Genomic DNA, 14,654 nt, shown 5'->3' on the forward strand with positions numbered 1-14,654 from the left:
AGTCTATTTCACCGCGCCTTGGGTGATGCCCGAGATGAACTGCTTCGACAGCACGATGTAGAGCAGCGTTATCGGCAGCGCCGCCAGAGTCAGCCCGGTGAACAGCACGCCCCAGTCGGTGGTGAATTCACCGACGAAGACGGTGAGGCCCTGCGGCAGCGTCTTGAGATTGTCCGAGGTGATCAGCACCAGTGGAAAGAAGAAGTCGTTCCAGATCGGCACGGCGTTCTGGATCGCGACGATGACCAGCGCCGGCCGCGCCAGCGGTAGCATGATCGAGCGCATGATGCGAAATTCGCTGGCGCCGTCCATGCGTGCGGACTCTTCCAGTTCGCGCGGCAAGGTCCGGAGGAAGCCGGTCATGATGAACACCGCCGAAGGAATGCCCATGGCGACATAGACCAGCACCAGGCCGGCATAGCTGTCGACCAGCCCAAGCGAATCCAGCTGGATGAACAGCGGAATGATCGCCAGTTTCAGCGGCACCGTCATGCCGCTGAGGAAAAACATCAGCACCAGCGCGCTCAGCCTGAACTGGTAGCGGGCAATCGCATAGGCGGCCATGGTGCTGAACAGGAGGATCAGCGCCACCGCGGCCATGGTGATGCCGACGGAATTGGCGAGGTAGCGGACGAAATTGGTTTCGCTCCACACCCGCTCGGCATTGGCCAGCGAAAAGTGCGCCGGCAGGGCGAAGGGCGAGCTGAAGATTTCGGCGTTGGTCTTGAACGACGACATCACCATGACGAACAGCGGATAGATCATGATGACGGCGTTGATCGCCAGCATCAGCTGGATGGCGCCATTCTTCAGCAACTCGGCGGGTTGCCCGGTGCGGGCTGTCGCGCTCACAGCTCGATCTCGCGACGGCGCAGGTAGCGAAGCGCGATTGCCGTGACGCCTGCAACGATGATGAACATCATCACGGCCAGCGCGCTGCCCTGGCCGAAATCCTGGATGCCGGTCGTCGTCGAGCCGAAGGCGGTGCGGTAGAAATAGAGGCCGAGCACGTCGGTGGCGCCGCCGGGCGAACCGGTGAGGCCGGCCATGACGTAGGGGATTTCGAACCAGTTGAAGCTGCCGATGAAAGTCAGGATGGTGACGATGGTGACGCTCGGCGCAATCAGCGGCCAGATAATCCTGGTCATCAGCACATAGTCGCCGGCGCCGTCGAGACGGGCAGCCTCGATGACTTCCTTGCTGACGCGCTGCATGCCGGCGAGCAGCACCAGGGTGGGGAAGCCGAGCCAGTGCCAGACGTTGGCGAACAGGACGCTGCCGAGTGCGGTGTGTTCGTTGCCGAGCCACGGTATGGCGCCGATGCCGACCAGCGCCAGCGTCTGGTTCACGAGGCCGAACAGCGGATGCAGGAACAGTTTCCACAGGAAGCCGACGATGACCGCCGACAGCACGACCGGAAGAAAGACGATGACCTGGTGGATACGGTGGCCGGGCAGCGCCTTCAGCAAGGCATAGGCGAGCAGGAAGGCGGTGCCGTTCTCGAACACCATCAGCGCCACGAAGGCGATGATGTTGTGCTTCAGCGCATTCCAGGTCCAGTCGCTGTAAGGCTGTTCAAACAGCACCTTGCGGAAGTTTTCGAACCCGATGAATCCGGTCGGCTGCAAGCCGTTGAACTCATAGAAGGCAAGGCGGAAGGCTGAGAGCAGCGGCCAGAGCACGAACAGCACCATGACCACCAGGGCCGGTGTCAGCAGGGACGCGATCCAGAGTGACCGGCGCCACGGAAAGGCTTTTGTGGTGTGGCGCCGGCCGCTGTTCATGTCACTTGCCCTGGAAAGGCTTGTACCATTTGGCGAGGCCGCTGGTCAGGTCGGCGGCCAGCTGGTCCGGGGTGATCGAACCCGACATCAGCTTGGTGATGTCGCCCTGCAGCAGCTCCGATCCCGTCGGCTTCTCGAAACGGAAGTAGACGACATTGATATGTGGCATGGCGGTTTCGTTCAACTTGGCGACGTGGGCGAGAAGCTCGTCCTTGATGACGACGCCCTTGATCGGCGAGATGTTGCCGAGCAGCGCGGAGAACTTGTCGCCGAACTCCTTTGTGCCCATCCAGTTGACGAGCTTGAGCGCCGCCTCCTTGTTGGCCGACTTGGCGTTGACGGCATAGCCCCCGTCGAAGAACTTGGTCACCTGCGGGGTGTCGCCGGCCTTGGCCATGGGCGGGGCGACGAAGTCCATGTTGATGGCAGGGTTCTGGCTCCTGTAGGTGGCGATGTCGAAGCTGCCGCCGGCCAGCATCGCCGCCTTGCCGCTGATGAACAGCTGGCCCGCGGTGTCGTAGTCGATGCCTTCGAAACCGGGAGGCATGTAGTCGCGCAGTTCGAGCAGCCTGCCGAGCGCCGCGACATAGCGGGGGTCCTTGAAGGTGGTCTTGCCCGAGGTCAGGTCGCTGACGAAGTCCTGGCCAAGGAACGGGTTGGTGAAGATGGCCACGAACATCTCGTTGAACCAGCTGGTGCCCATGCCGTTGGCGAGGGGATAAATACCCTTTTCCTTCAGCGCCTTGCTGACGGTGATGAACTCGTTCCATGTGGTCGGTGGCGTCAGCCCGGCCTTGGCGAAGACGTCCTTGTTGATGAACAGCCCGAGCGTCTGCGAAGCGAAGGGCAGCGAATAGACCTTCTTGTCGGCGCGATAGGTGCCGGCCACCAGCGCATCGGCGGGCTGGTTGGCGAGCGAAGGCACCGTGGTCAGATCCTGTGGTTCAAAATAGCCGGCCTTCACGAACTGCTCGAGCCAGCCATAGGCGTGGGTGTGGATGACGTCGCCACCCTTGCCGGCGGCCAGGGCCGTCGAGACGATGGTCGGATAGTTCTCGTCCGGGAAGGACTCGAACTTCACATGGATGTCCGGGTTGGCCTTGGTGAAATCGGCGAAAAGTTCGTTGTAGGCGGCCTTGTCTTCCTGGCGCCAGGTCCAGAACGAGATGTCGGTGGCATGCGCCACGCTGGCTGCCAATCCCCATGCGAAAGACGCGGCCGCGAGGGCCAGCCCAATCCTTCTCCTGCTCATGTTGCAATCTCCCAATCGCGCTTGATGCGCTTTTTACGAAGATTATCAAATCATAGTTCTTGCCGTCTGGAAAGATAGTTTGTAAAGTTTCCTAACTAAGATGAATTGGACGCGGCAGCCCGCTTCGTCCGGCGTGCGCGCGGTGGCTCTCGGTGACCCAGAAAATCATTGCAGGCGTGGATATAGGCGGCACCAAGACACGCATCATGGCGTGCCAGGGCGAGCGCATGATCGCCGACGAGGTGCTGGTGACGGAGAGCTGGCGCATTCGCCAGATGGAGACCGACGCGACGACACTGGCCGGCATCGTCGCCAATCTGTGCGGCGGCGTCGCGCCCGCTGCGCTGGCCGTTGGCGCGCATGGCTGCGACACGGGTGAACAATGCCTTCGCTTCCAGGCGCTGTTGGCAAGCAGGACCGGTGGTGCGGTGCGGGTGGTCAACGATGCCGAGCTGATGGTTCCTGCCGCTGGCTATATCGACGGCATCGGCGTCGTCTCCGGCACAGGCTCGATCGCGGTGGCACGCACGGCCGATGGCAAGATGCTGGCAGCCGGTGGCTGGGGCTGGATCCTTGGCGACGAGGGCAGCGCGCCGGCATTGGTGCGCGAGGCGGCGAAAGCAATCCGGCACAGCCTCGACCGGGGCCAGGATGGTGACCCGCTGATTGCCGGGCTGATGCGCGAACTGGGCACAGACGACCAGACCAAGCTTGGCATCCTGCTCAACGAAACGCGTGGTGCCGCGGTCTGGGGCCGCTATGCCAATGCCGTATTCGACGCGGCGATCGCCGGCTCGGCTCTGGCTATCCGTGTTATCAGCGAAGGCGGGGCAGGGTTGGCCGCATTGGTCGAACTCTTGATCGAACGCGGCGCCAATCCCGCCCTTGTCGTGGCTGGCGGCGGGGTCATCTCGGAGCAGCCGATGTTGATGACGGCATTCGTCGAGGCCATGGCAAAGGTCTCGCCGTCGAGCCAGGTGCTGCTGCTGCGCGAGCCGCCGGTGCTGGGTGCGGTCGCCTTGGCGAGACGACTGCTGGTCGGTCAGGGCCAATCTTCGGGAATTGGAGCGGTTTGAATGATGAAGCGTATCGGCTATCGCCCGGCGGTGGCGCGCCAGACGGAAAGTCTCGAAATCGGCCGGCGTTCGGTGGCCTCGTCGCTTGACGACCTCGATCTCGGCGCTTTTGCCGGCAAGACGATCGGGCTTGCCGGCATCGGCGCCAGCTATCAGGCGGCGCTGGCCGGTGCGCTTTATCTGCGCGCCTCCGGTATCAAGGCTTTTGCCTATACGCCGACCGATCTCTATGGCCGGACGGATGCAGCCGCCGATGCGTTCATCGCGCTGTCGGCCTCCGGGCAGAGCCGCGAAATCTACGACGTCATGCGCGAGGCGTCGGGCGCGCCGCGCCTGGCGGTCTGCCGTGGCAGCGGCAATCCGCTGGCTGATCTGACTGGTGCTGTGCTTGCCACGGATTCTGGCGCCGACAATGGCGCAAGCTCCACCGGCTATACCGGGACCTTGCTGGCGCTCGGCATGCTGATCGACAGGCTCGCCGGCAACAGATTCGACTGGACGACTTTGTCACCTGCAGCCGCCACCGTCCTTTCCGGTGCGCAAAGCGCTGCCGGGCAGGCGGCCCGGCTGCTGCAGGGCAGAACATCCATCGACATCGTCGCCGCCGGTGTCGGCTTCGCCAATGCCGGCGAGGCGGCGATGCTGATACGCGAGGCGGTGCGGGTGCCGGCATCGGGATGGGACACGCTGAACTATCTGCACGGGCCGATGGAATCGCAGGATGCGGCGACCGGACTGATCGCCATCGGCGACGGTCGCGAGGTGAAGATCGCGCAGGATCTTGCGGCGCTGGGCTGCCCCTCGGTGCTGGTGACGCGGCGCAGCGATGTCGCTCCAGCCGACAGGCTGGTGGTGATCTCGATTCCCGCGCTCGGCAACGCCATCGCTGATGCCATACTGGAGATCATCGCCATCCAGCTCATTGTCGGCGACATGCAGGACGCGGCCGGCCTCACCGACATCGTGTTCCGCTACCGCCAGACCGATACCAAGCTGAAGCCGTGGTCGCCGACCGAAGTCTGACGTCCTTGTCCGGACATCGCGGAAATTGCCAAACCGGTCAGCAATGAGGCATTGAGGACAGGATATGGCTTTCGAGTCGGGGCAGCGAATGCGCTTTCGCCGACCGGAGACAGGATTTCAGGCAAAGGTCGAACGGCTGAGATGGCGGCTGCGGAAATCCCCAATCTGACCGACAGCGCCCGGGCGGTGCTGCGCCTGCTTGCCTCGCACGGGCCGGTGACGCGGCCAAAGCTCGGCGCCATGCTCGACCTGTCGAAGCCTACCATGTCGGCGGCGGTGTCGGAGCTGAGCGCGCTCGGCCTCGTCGCCTCGCGTGGGATTGAGCGCGGCGCCATTGGCCGCACGGCGACGATCTACGGCATCGGTCCAGGTGCCGGCTACGCGATCGGCATCGATGTCGGCGCCGCCCAGGTGCGCGCCGTCGCCTATTCGATGGATGCGCAGAAGCTGGCGTCGGTGGAAGAACCGATCCCGGAAACGATAGCCGGCGATGCCGACGCGGTCGGCGCCGTCGTGCTGTCGGTCGCTCGTGCCACAATGGCCAAGGTGGCCAAGAGTTTTCGCGCGCTGCGCGCCATTGCGGTGGCGGTGCCGCGCATCGTCTCCAATGATCGTTTCGACCGGCCCGGGGGGCCGTCCGCCGTGCTTGGCCTGCTGCGGCGCAGCATCGAGGTGCCGATCGTCCTGGAAAACAACGTCAACTGCGCGGCCATTGGCGAGATGCATTTTGGTGCCGCGCAAGGCCACCAGACCTTCGCCTTTCTGCAGGTCGGCGTGCGGGTTGGCCTCGGCTTCATCACCGAGGGGCGTTTGTTTCGCGGCGCCGGTGGTGCGGCCGGCGAAATCGGCCGCATGCCGTTTCCATGGTCGGCCAGCGAGACGCCCTATCGTGAAGGGCTCGAACATTATCTCGGCTCTCGGGCGCTAATAGAGCGCTGCCGTGTCGACTGGCCCGCTGGGGAAGGCGCGCCGCCCGACTCGGCCAAGGATCTGTTCGCGCGTGCTCTGGAGGGCTCAGCACCGGCGGTGGCGGCTGTCGCGCGCCATGCCGCCGATATCGGCAGGCTGGCCGCTGGCTGTATCGGCATACTCGACCCTGGCCTGATCGTGCTTGGCGGCGGTGTCGGCAGAAACCCGCTGATGACGGAAAACGTCGAGCGTGTCGCGGCAGAGCTTGCGTGGCCGACACGGATCGCCGTCAGTTCCCTGGGGGACGACGGGACCGCGCTGGGTGCCGTGAAGCTGGCGGTTGATTACACTCTCGGGCTGATGCTGCGCGAAGGGCGCCACCCGGCTGTGGTGCTGCCCCCAACGTCAAACGTGGAGCCTTAGAGGTGGTGTATCGTGGAGCACAATACCTCGTCGCCACTGAGCATTGCTAGCGCTCATCGCGCCAAAGAAGCGCCTGACGGACGAGAGAGACTGGGCCATATGGATTTCGTTTCTTGCGGTGTTCGGGAACGTGCTTTCGCTCGGCCCTGCGCTCGTTTGGCGCGCCCACGTACTGCGACGAGACTTTTTTCCTTCGCCTGAAGATCCTGCATCGCTCGTTCTAGGTGGTCGTATAAAGGAAGCCATTCCTCGCCTTGGTCACTAGGCGCGACGATGATCTCCGCAACGCGGTCGAGCGCTCGCTCGATGCGCTCCTCCTCATGAGAAATTTCAATGGAATATATGCTATTTAAACGATCGAGTGGGCATCCAGTTCCAGGCTCGAAGGCGGACGGCAGCTTTGCGCCCCATCTCAGTCGTAAAGTTGCATTTTTCAATTGCCCGGAAGCAGACACTTTCTTCAAGGCCCTTCGACGGGTTGGATAGGCTGAACTCACCGGGATCTAGACCAGGCGAAGTTTATCTCGAGCGATCTGCCAAGCCGATTCGACATGTCGCCGTGCCGCCGCTTCCGCCTCATCGGGCTTGCGCGACCTTATCGCGTCCATGATCTCGTTCATCTCGCTGATCGCAGGCTCGCGGCGGTTCTCCGAAAGAATGGTCATCGAACGAAGCTGATTGATTCGGACATTCAGCCCGCTGACGATTTCCCAGGCGACACGCTTGTCGGCGGCCTCGAACAGCGCCTCGTAGAATTTCGTCGTCGCCCGCATCACTGCCGGCGGCGTCGCCGACGCCCATGCCCCGAACAAGTCCGCCAGCGCGCGTTCGAGCGTTGCCAGTTGCTCGCCGGTGGCCGACAGGGCGCAGGCGCGTGCCGCAATGCCTTCAAGCAGTGCCCTCAACTCATAGATCTCGTCGGTGCGGCCGAGATCCGGCCTGGCTACGGCCGGCCCGTGCCCAGGGATCATCTGCACGAGCCCCTCGGCCTCCAGTTGCCGCAGCACCTCGCGCACGACGGAACGGCTGACGCCAAGCTGGTCGCAAAGCGGCCGCTCGACCAACCTTTCGCCAGGCTGGAAGTGGAAATCCATGATGGCTTCGCGCATGCGCTCCAGCGCCAGCGTTCTCAAGGTCTTGGCGCTGCGGTCGATGCGAAGGGTGTCGTCTGGCATGTCTTGGCTCCTGCACCGCCACGAAAACAGATTCCATGCCCGGTTGACAAGGTACTTGGTGCTCCATAGCATGGTATACCATAAGATGATACAGAGATCGGACGGTCCCTGGCATCGCCGACCCGAGGATTCCATGCAGCCTGCCATCCGCAAGATCGTGACTTATACCGAGAACACGCTGATTGAAGGCGGCAAGGCTGCACCGCGGCCGCTGCGCCTGATCGGCGTCGCCGCGGTGCTGACGAACCCTTGGGCGGGACGCGGCTTCACCGACGATCTGTCGCCCGAGATCCGCGACTGTGCGCCTGTGCTCGGAGAGACCCTATCCCGCGAGATCATTGCCATCGCCGGTTCCGGCGACGCGATCGAGGGTTATGGCAAGGCAGCCATTTGCGGCACGTCTGGCGAGATCGAGCATGCCTCGGCGCTGATCCACACGCTGCATTTTGGCAATCATTATCGCCGCGCCGTCGGCGCCAAGACCTATCTTGCCTTCACCAACCTGCGCGGCGGGCCGAACACGCCGATCATGATCCCACTGATGGACAAGAATGACGAAGGACGGCGCTCGCATTACCTGACCGTGCATTTCCAGATCGGCGATGCGCCGGCGCCGGACGAACTGGTGGTGGCGCTTGGTGCGTCGATCGGCGGTCGCCCGCATCATCGTATCGGCGATCGCTATCAGGACCTCAAGGAGCTTGGGGACGTGCATGGCTGACGCTTCCACCTGGGCGCGACAGGGCACAACGTTCGATGGCACCTGCTTCATCCGTGCCGGCGCTGGCACGCCGGTGCTGTTCATCCACGGCGTCGGCATGAACGCCGCGATCTGGCAGCCGCAGTTCGAACGCATGGCCGACAGCTTCGACGTCATCGCGATCGACATGCTCGGCCACGGCCAGTCGCCACTGCCGCCGCAGCACCCGGAACTGGCCGACTACGCCGACCAGGCCATTCGCCTGCTCGACCATCTTGGCCTCGACCGGGTGTCCGTCGTCGGCCATTCGATGGGTGCGCTCGTTGCCCAGGAGTTGGCCCTGCGCGCACCGGAGCGCGTCCGCCGCATCGTTTCCCTGAATGCCGTGTTCCGGCGGCCACCTGAACTGGCCGAAGCCGTTCGCCAGCGCGCGGTGGCGCTCAACGGGCGCAGCGATACGGCCGGCACGGCACAGACCATTGCGCGCTGGTTCGGCGATCCGGTGCCGACCGAGCTGGAGGCGGCAGCGCGGAACACGGCATCCGCACTGAGCGCGGTCGACCCGGAAGGCTATGCCCGCACCTACCGCCTGTTCGCTCGTGCCGACGGCGATCATGCCGACCGCCTGCCGACGCTGGCCGTACCGGCCCTGTTCATGACCGGCTCCGAGGACAGGAACTCTTCGCCGGCAATGTCGGCCGCGATGGCACGGCTGGCGCCGCATGGCCGCTGCACGGTGCTGCCGGGCGAGAAGCACATGATGGCGGTCGCGGCGCCGGACCTCACCACGCGCCATATCGTTGACTTCCTCGCGGAGGACGAAGCGATCGAGCGAAGCGGCACTGCTGAGGCGAATACCGGGTTCGACAGCGGCGAGTTCCGCCGTGCGCTGGGATCCTTCCTCACCGGCGTCACCATCGTCACCACCATCGGGCCAGAAGGCGAGCCGCGCGGCTTCACCGCCAACTCGTTCACCTCAGTGTCGCTCGATCCGCCCCTGGTGCTGGTCTGCATCGCCCACAAGGCCTTAGGCCATCCTGTCTTCGCGACATCGAAAAGCTTCGCCATCAACATCCTCAACGAGGGCCAGAAGGCAGCGTCCGGCATCTTCGCCTCGAAAGCCGCCGACAAGTTCGCCGCCGTAGCATGGCGGCCGGGAAGGACCGGCAGTCCCGTTTTGGACGGCTCCGTCGCGTCCTTTGACTGCGACATGGAGCGGCTGGTCGAGGCCGGTGATCATTCGATCCTCATCGGCCGCGTCCGCGATTTCGAGTACAATTCCGCGCAGCCGCTCGGCTATTGCCGCGGCGCCTATGTTGCACCCGGCCTCAGCCAGGACGCGCTGGCCGCCACCCAGCCCGGCACCGATGTCGGCGCCATCCTCGAAAATGGTGGCCGGATCCTGTTCGTGGAAACGACGGACGGTTTTGAACTGCCGCGCGGCCGAGGGTTGGGTTCGGCAGGCGATGGCAATAGTCTGCGTGGACTGCTTGCGGCAAAGGCCATCGAGGCCCAGCTCGGTTTCCTGTTCGCCGTCTGGGACGACGCCGGACCTGTTTCGCGCACGCATGTCTACTATCGCGGCACGTTCGACGTGCCCGCTTCCAGCGATCGCGGCATTCGGCTCATCGAGATCGACGCGATCGAAGGATTGAAGATCGCCGATCCGGCGATCCGCTCGATGCTCACGCGCTATATCAGGGAATGCTCGGTAGATGCATTCGGCGTCTATGTCGGCAACGATGTCGAAGGCGAGGTCCGGCCGCTCGCCAGACCCAGCGCTTCCACCGTCAATACAGGTGCCCACGGATGAAATTCTCGCTCTTCGTGCATATGGAACGGTCGGATCTGGCCAAGCCGCATTCCGAGCTTGTGACCGAGCTCGAAGAACTGGTCCTGATGGCCGAACAGGCATGCTTCGAGACCGCCTGGATCGGCGAGCATCACGGCATGGAATTCACCATCTCGCCCAATCCCTTCATCAACATCGCCTATCTCGCCGCCAAGACCAGCCGTATCCGCCTCGGCACCGGAACCGTGATTGCGCCCTTCTGGCACCCGATCAAGCTTGCCGGCGAAGCGGCGATGGCTGACGTCATCAGCGGTGGCCGGCTGGACATCGGCATCGCGCGCGGCGCCTACAGCTATGAATATCAGCGCATCTTCCCAGGTCTTGACGCCTGGGGCGCCGGCCAGCGCATGCGCGAGATCATACCGGCGATCCGCGGCCTATGGGACGGCGACTTCGAACTCTCCGGCGAGTTCTGGCAATTCCCCGCCACCACCTCCTCGCCCAAGCCGCTGCAGAAACCCTACCCGCCGATCTGGGTGGCGGCCCGCGACCCGAACTCGCACGATTTCGCCGTCGCCAACGGATGCAAGGTCCAGGTAACGCCGCTGGCTTCCGGCGATGACGAGGTGACGAGCCTGATGCAGCGCTTCAACGCCGCCTGCGCCGCGCATCCCGAGATCGAACGACCGGAAATCATGCTTTTGATGCACACCTTCGTTGCCGACGACGCGGCTGACGCCGATCGCCTGACGCAGGACCTGTCGACTTTCTATTGCCAGTTCGGCGCCTGGTTCCAGAACAAGAAACCAGTGCATCAAGGCATATTGGAGCCGCTGACGCCGGACGAGATCGCGGCCATGCCGCAATACGCGCCCGACAAGATCAGGCAGAACCTGGTGATCGGCGAGGCCGATGAGGTCATCGCCCGGCTGAAGACCTATGAGGCACTCGGCTACGACCAGTATTCGATCTGGATCGACAGCGGGCTTTCGCACGAGCACAAGAAAAAATCGCTGCAACTGTTCATCGACCGGGTGATGCCGGCCTTCCTTTGATCGCGAGCCCATGACCGACGCCCCCTTCAGGAACTTCATCGACGGCCGCTTCGACGAACCGTCCGCTACTTTCGACAGCGTCGACCCGTCGACCGGGGCGGCCTGGGCCAGGATGCCGGCGGCGAGCGAAGCCGATGTCGACCGCGCCGTCGAGGCGGCGCACCGCGCCCTGCGTTCCGGCCCATGGCGTAGGATGACCGCGACGGCGCGTGGAAAGCTGCTGGTCAAGCTGGGCGACCTCGTCGCCGCCAATGCTGGGCGACTTGCCGAGCTCGAGACCCGCGATACAGGCAAGATCATCCGCGAGACCCGCGCCCAGATCGCCTATGTCGGCGACTACTACCGCTATTATGGCGGGCTTGCAGATAAGCACGAAGGCGCGCATGTGCCGATCGACAAGCCGGATCTCGACGTCACCATCCGCCGCGAACCGATCGGTGTCGTTGCCGCGGTGGTTCCGTGGAATTCGCAGCTCTTCCTCTCGGCCGTCAAGCTCGGTCCGGCGCTCGCCGCCGGCTGCACCATCGTGCTCAAGGCCTCCGAGGATGGCCCGGGGCCGCTGCTCGCTTTTGCCGAACTGGTTCATGAGGCTGGCTTTCCCCCAGGCGTCGTCAACATCCTCACCGGTTTGGGCCATGATTGCGGCCGGCGCCTGACCAGCCATCCGCTGGTTTCGCGAGTCGCCTTCACCGGCGGTCCCTCGACGGCGCGCGCCATCGTCAGGAACACGGCGGAGAACCTCGCGTACACCACTCTGGAACTCGGCGGCAAAAGCCCGGTCGTCGTCTTTGCCGACGCCGATCTCGACAGCGCCGCCAATGCAGTGGTCGCCGGCATTTTTGCCGCGACCGGCCAGAGCTGCGTCGCCGGCTCGCGGCTGCTGGTCGAGCGTTCGGTCAAGGATGAATTCCTCGCCCGCCTGAAGCGCAAGGCCGAGGCGATCCGCATCGGCGATCCGCAGGATCCGGCGACCCAAATGGGTCCGCTCGCCACGCTGCGTCAGCGCGACTGGATCGAGAAAGTTGTCGCGGAAAGCGTCGCCGGGGGCGGCACGCTGGTCACCGGCGGCACAAGGCCAGCCGGCAGCGGCTTCTACTATGCGCCGACCATCATCGATGCCGGCGCCAGCGACCTGCCTTGCGTGCGCGAGGAACTGTTCGGGCCAGTGCTCAGCGTGCTTGCCTTCGACACCGAAGCGCAGGCGCTGGCGCTCGCCAACGACACGCCCTTCGGCCTCGCTTCAGGCGTGTTCACCAGCAATCTCGCTAGGGCGCACCGCATGGCGCGCGACATCCGTGCCGGCGTCGTCTGGGTCAACACCTATCGCGTCGTATCGCCGCTCGTTCCCTTCGGCGGCTACGGCCTGTCGGGGCTCGGCCGGGAGGGTGGGCTCGACACCATCAGAGATTACACACGCTCGAAATCCGTCTGGATCAACACCTCGGACGAGCCGATCCCCGATCCCTTCGTCATGCGCTGAGAACCGCGGGACGCAGGTGCACTGAGAAAAACAAGAACTGACCAACAGAGGAGAATGACATGAAACTGATTTTGACCGGCCTGCTGGCCGGGCTACTCACGGCAACCGCCGCCAAGGCCGATGAGATGGCGTTCACCAGCTGGGGCGGCACCACGCAGGAAGCGCAGACCAAATCCTGGGCAGCCCCCTTCGAAGCCAGCTCCGGCATCAAGGTGCTGCAGGACGGACCGACCGACTATGGCAAGCTCAAGGCCATGGTCGACGCCGGCAATGTCACCTGGGATGTCGTCGACGTGGAAATGGATTTCGCCATAAAGGCCGCCAAGGACGGGCTGCTGGAGCCGATCGACTATGCGGTCGTGCCCAAGGCCGATCTTGACCCGCGTTTCAGCAATGAGCATGCCGTCGGCAGCTTCTACTACTCCTTCGTGCTCGCCTGGAACAAGGGCGCCGTCTCGGGCGAACCGACCGGCTGGGCCGACATGTTCGACACCAAGAAGTTTCCCGGAAAGCGGACCTTCTACAAATGGTCGGCGCCGGGCGTCATCGAGATCGCTTTGCTGGCCGACGGCGTGCCGGCGGACAAGCTTTATCCGCTTGATCTCGACCGTGCCTTCAAGAAACTCGACACCATCAAATCCGATATCGTCTGGTGGGGCGGCGGCGCTGAATCACAGCAGCTGATTGCCTCCGGCGAGGCTGCCTTCGGTCAGTTGTGGAACGGGCGTGTCTTCGCCCTCCAGCAGGATGGCACCGACGTCGGCGTCGCCTGGAAGCAGAACCTCACCGCCGCCGACGTGCTCGTCGTGCCGAAGGGCGCCAAGAACAAGGACAGCGCGATGAAGTTCCTCGCCGCCGCCACCAGCCCGACCGGCCAGGCGAAATTCGCCGAGGCAAGCGGCTATGCGCCCATCAACACCAAGGCCAAGGCGGAGATGCCCGCCGATGCCGTCAAGGCCCTGCCTGATGCCCATGTCGACGGCCAGATCAACCTCGACATGAACTACTGGGCCGAGCATCGCGACGAGATCGCCGCGCGCTGGTATGCCTGGCAGACCAAGTAACACCGTTGCAGACCGACGGGGCGCAGCTTGCGCGCCCCGTTTTGAGACAGGACCGCTCGATGCAGGGAAGTTCTTTCAGACGCAGCTCGGTTGCCGGCCTGCCAGCCGGCAGCGGCAGCGCCTTGCCGGCCCTGCTTCTGGTTGGCCTGTTCTTCATCGTGCCGGTGGTTGCCCTGCTGCTGCGCAGCGTCACCGATCCCGAACCCGGCTTGCAGAACTACGCGGCGCTGTTCGGCAGCGACACCTATGTGCGGGTGTTCCTCAACACCTTCCTGGTCGCATCGGTCGTCACAGCCGTCACCATCCTGGTGGCTTTCCCTGTTGCCTGGATGCTGGCGATCATGCCGCCGGCCCCGGGCTCGATCGTCTTCGGCATCATCATTCTGTCGATGTGGACGAACCTTCTCACCCGCACCTATGCGTGGATGGTGCTGCTGCAACGCACCGGCGTCATCAACAGGGCGCTGATGGGGTTGGGCATCATCCATGAGCCGCTGCCGCTCATCAACAACCTCGCCGGGGTCACCATCGGCATGGTGTACATCATGCTGCCCTTCATGATCCTGCCGCTGGTCGGCACTTTACGCGCCATCGACCCTATGACGCTGCGCGCGGCCGCCCTTTGCGGCGCAAGCCCGTCCGAGGCCTTCCGCCGCATCCTTTTGCCGCTGTCGCTTCCCGGCATCGCCGCCGGAGGGCTGATGGTCTTCGTCATGTCGCTTGGCTACTTCGTCACGCCTGCCCTGCTTGGCGGCACATCGAACATGATGCTGGCCGAGATGATCGCCCAGACGGTGCAGTCGCTGCTCAACTGGGGGCTTGGAAGTGCGGCCGCCTTCGTCCTGCTTGTCGTCACCATGGCGCTCTACGCGATCCAGCTTCGCCTGGTCGGCGCCAGGCGCGCCGGCGGAGGGCTCTGAC

General features: G+C 64.1%; 13 protein-coding genes. 9 read left to right on the forward strand and 4 right to left on the reverse strand.

Annotation, left to right across the window (positions count from 1 at the left end; genetic code table 11):
- Positions 1-3: 3 nt before the first annotated feature.
- Genes LB559_RS05665 through LB559_RS05675 form a run of 3 tightly spaced genes read right to left on the reverse strand, consistent with a single transcriptional unit; the run spans position 4 to position 3,036 of the window.
- Positions 4-852, reverse strand: coding sequence for a carbohydrate ABC transporter permease (locus LB559_RS05665; protein ID WP_064994969.1), 849 nt, complete (start codon positions 850-852; stop codon positions 4-6).
- Complete coding sequence (locus LB559_RS05670) at positions 849-1,784, reverse strand: carbohydrate ABC transporter permease (RefSeq protein ID WP_027161988.1); 936 nt, start codon at positions 1,782-1,784, stop codon at positions 849-851. Before LB559_RS05670 ends, LB559_RS05665 begins: the two co-directional genes overlap by 4 nt.
- A gap of 1 nt (position 1,785) precedes the next feature.
- Positions 1,786-3,036 (reverse strand): extracellular solute-binding protein, encoded by a 1,251-nt coding sequence (locus tag LB559_RS05675; protein ID WP_224673397.1) that lies wholly within the window; start codon positions 3,034-3,036, stop codon positions 1,786-1,788.
- Between the two features lie 152 nt (positions 3,037-3,188).
- Here LB559_RS05675 and LB559_RS05680 point away from each other — a divergent pair, with 152 nt between their 5' ends.
- The 3 genes from LB559_RS05680 (at position 3,189) to LB559_RS05690 (ending at position 6,467) form a co-directional block, all read left to right on the forward strand.
- A complete protein-coding gene (locus tag LB559_RS05680; protein ID WP_224673405.1) occupies positions 3,189-4,112 on the forward strand; it encodes a BadF/BadG/BcrA/BcrD ATPase family protein in 924 nt (307 codons plus the stop codon).
- Positions 4,113-5,135, forward strand: coding sequence for an SIS domain-containing protein (locus tag LB559_RS05685; RefSeq protein WP_027161991.1), 1,023 nt, complete (start codon positions 4,113-4,115; stop codon positions 5,133-5,135).
- Positions 5,136-5,276: 141 nt separating this feature from the next.
- Positions 5,277-6,467 (forward strand): ROK family transcriptional regulator, encoded by a 1,191-nt coding sequence (locus tag LB559_RS05690; RefSeq protein WP_064994965.1) that lies wholly within the window; start codon positions 5,277-5,279, stop codon positions 6,465-6,467.
- A 503-nt stretch (positions 6,468-6,970) separates the two neighbouring features.
- Here LB559_RS05690 and LB559_RS05695 read toward each other — a convergent pair.
- Positions 6,971-7,642, reverse strand: a complete 672-nt coding sequence (locus tag LB559_RS05695) for a GntR family transcriptional regulator (RefSeq protein ID WP_013525211.1) — start codon at positions 7,640-7,642, stop codon at positions 6,971-6,973.
- Positions 7,643-7,775: 133 nt separating this feature from the next.
- Between LB559_RS05695 and LB559_RS05700 the strand changes: the two genes are divergently transcribed.
- From LB559_RS05700 to LB559_RS05730, 6 genes are read left to right on the forward strand one after another with little or no spacing between them, the layout of a single operon-like run.
- On the forward strand, positions 7,776-8,363 hold the full coding sequence (locus LB559_RS05700) for an amino acid synthesis family protein (protein ID WP_027161992.1): 588 nt from the start codon (positions 7,776-7,778) through the stop codon (positions 8,361-8,363).
- On the forward strand, positions 8,356-10,155 hold the full coding sequence (locus LB559_RS32990) for an alpha/beta fold hydrolase (RefSeq protein ID WP_318014153.1): 1,800 nt from the start codon (positions 8,356-8,358) through the stop codon (positions 10,153-10,155). The genes LB559_RS05700 and LB559_RS32990 overlap by 8 nt, the downstream gene beginning before the upstream one ends.
- The gene (locus LB559_RS05715) at positions 10,152-11,189 is read left to right on the forward strand and encodes an LLM class flavin-dependent oxidoreductase (RefSeq protein ID WP_013525214.1); all 1,038 of its coding nucleotides are present in this window, start codon (positions 10,152-10,154) and stop codon (positions 11,187-11,189) included. The genes LB559_RS32990 and LB559_RS05715 overlap by 4 nt, the downstream gene beginning before the upstream one ends.
- 10 nt (positions 11,190-11,199) lie before the next feature.
- Complete coding sequence (locus tag LB559_RS05720; protein ID WP_224673407.1) at positions 11,200-12,669, forward strand: aldehyde dehydrogenase; 1,470 nt, start codon at positions 11,200-11,202, stop codon at positions 12,667-12,669.
- Between the two features lie 59 nt (positions 12,670-12,728).
- Complete coding sequence (locus tag LB559_RS05725) at positions 12,729-13,733, forward strand: ABC transporter substrate-binding protein (protein ID WP_127367630.1); 1,005 nt, start codon at positions 12,729-12,731, stop codon at positions 13,731-13,733.
- Between the two features lie 59 nt (positions 13,734-13,792).
- Entirely contained in the window at positions 13,793-14,653 is an 861-nt protein-coding gene (locus tag LB559_RS05730) for an ABC transporter permease (protein ID WP_027161996.1), read from the forward strand.
- The last annotated feature ends 1 nt before the right edge of the window (position 14,654 follow it).

Origin of the sequence: Mesorhizobium sp. BR1-1-3, assembly GCF_020165455.1 — a bacterium.
Classification (GTDB): domain Bacteria; phylum Pseudomonadota; class Alphaproteobacteria; order Rhizobiales; family Rhizobiaceae; genus Mesorhizobium; species Mesorhizobium ciceri.

What these genes read in the sequence shown, in the direction of transcription:
- LB559_RS05670 (WP_027161988.1), bottom strand. Translation starts at nt 1,784, where the DNA reads ATGAACAGCGGCCGGCGCCACACCACAAAAGCCTTTCCGTGGCGCCGG.
- LB559_RS05675 (WP_224673397.1), bottom strand. Translation starts at nt 3,036, where the DNA reads ATGAGCAGGAGAAGGATTGGGCTGGCCCTCGCGGCCGCGTCTTTCGCA.
- LB559_RS05685 (WP_027161991.1), top strand. Translation starts at nt 4,113, where the DNA reads ATGATGAAGCGTATCGGCTATCGCCCGGCGGTGGCGCGCCAGACGGAA.
- LB559_RS05690 (WP_064994965.1), top strand. Translation starts at nt 5,277, where the DNA reads ATGGCGGCTGCGGAAATCCCCAATCTGACCGACAGCGCCCGGGCGGTG.
- LB559_RS05695 (WP_013525211.1), bottom strand. Translation starts at nt 7,642, where the DNA reads ATGCCAGACGACACCCTTCGCATCGACCGCAGCGCCAAGACCTTGAGA.
- LB559_RS05700 (WP_027161992.1), top strand. Translation starts at nt 7,776, where the DNA reads ATGCAGCCTGCCATCCGCAAGATCGTGACTTATACCGAGAACACGCTG.
- LB559_RS32990 (WP_318014153.1), top strand. Translation starts at nt 8,356, where the DNA reads ATGGCTGACGCTTCCACCTGGGCGCGACAGGGCACAACGTTCGATGGC.
- LB559_RS05715 (WP_013525214.1), top strand. Translation starts at nt 10,152, where the DNA reads ATGAAATTCTCGCTCTTCGTGCATATGGAACGGTCGGATCTGGCCAAG.
- LB559_RS05720 (WP_224673407.1), top strand. Translation starts at nt 11,200, where the DNA reads ATGACCGACGCCCCCTTCAGGAACTTCATCGACGGCCGCTTCGACGAA.
- LB559_RS05725 (WP_127367630.1), top strand. Translation starts at nt 12,729, where the DNA reads ATGAAACTGATTTTGACCGGCCTGCTGGCCGGGCTACTCACGGCAACC.
- LB559_RS05730 (WP_027161996.1), top strand. Translation starts at nt 13,793, where the DNA reads ATGCAGGGAAGTTCTTTCAGACGCAGCTCGGTTGCCGGCCTGCCAGCC.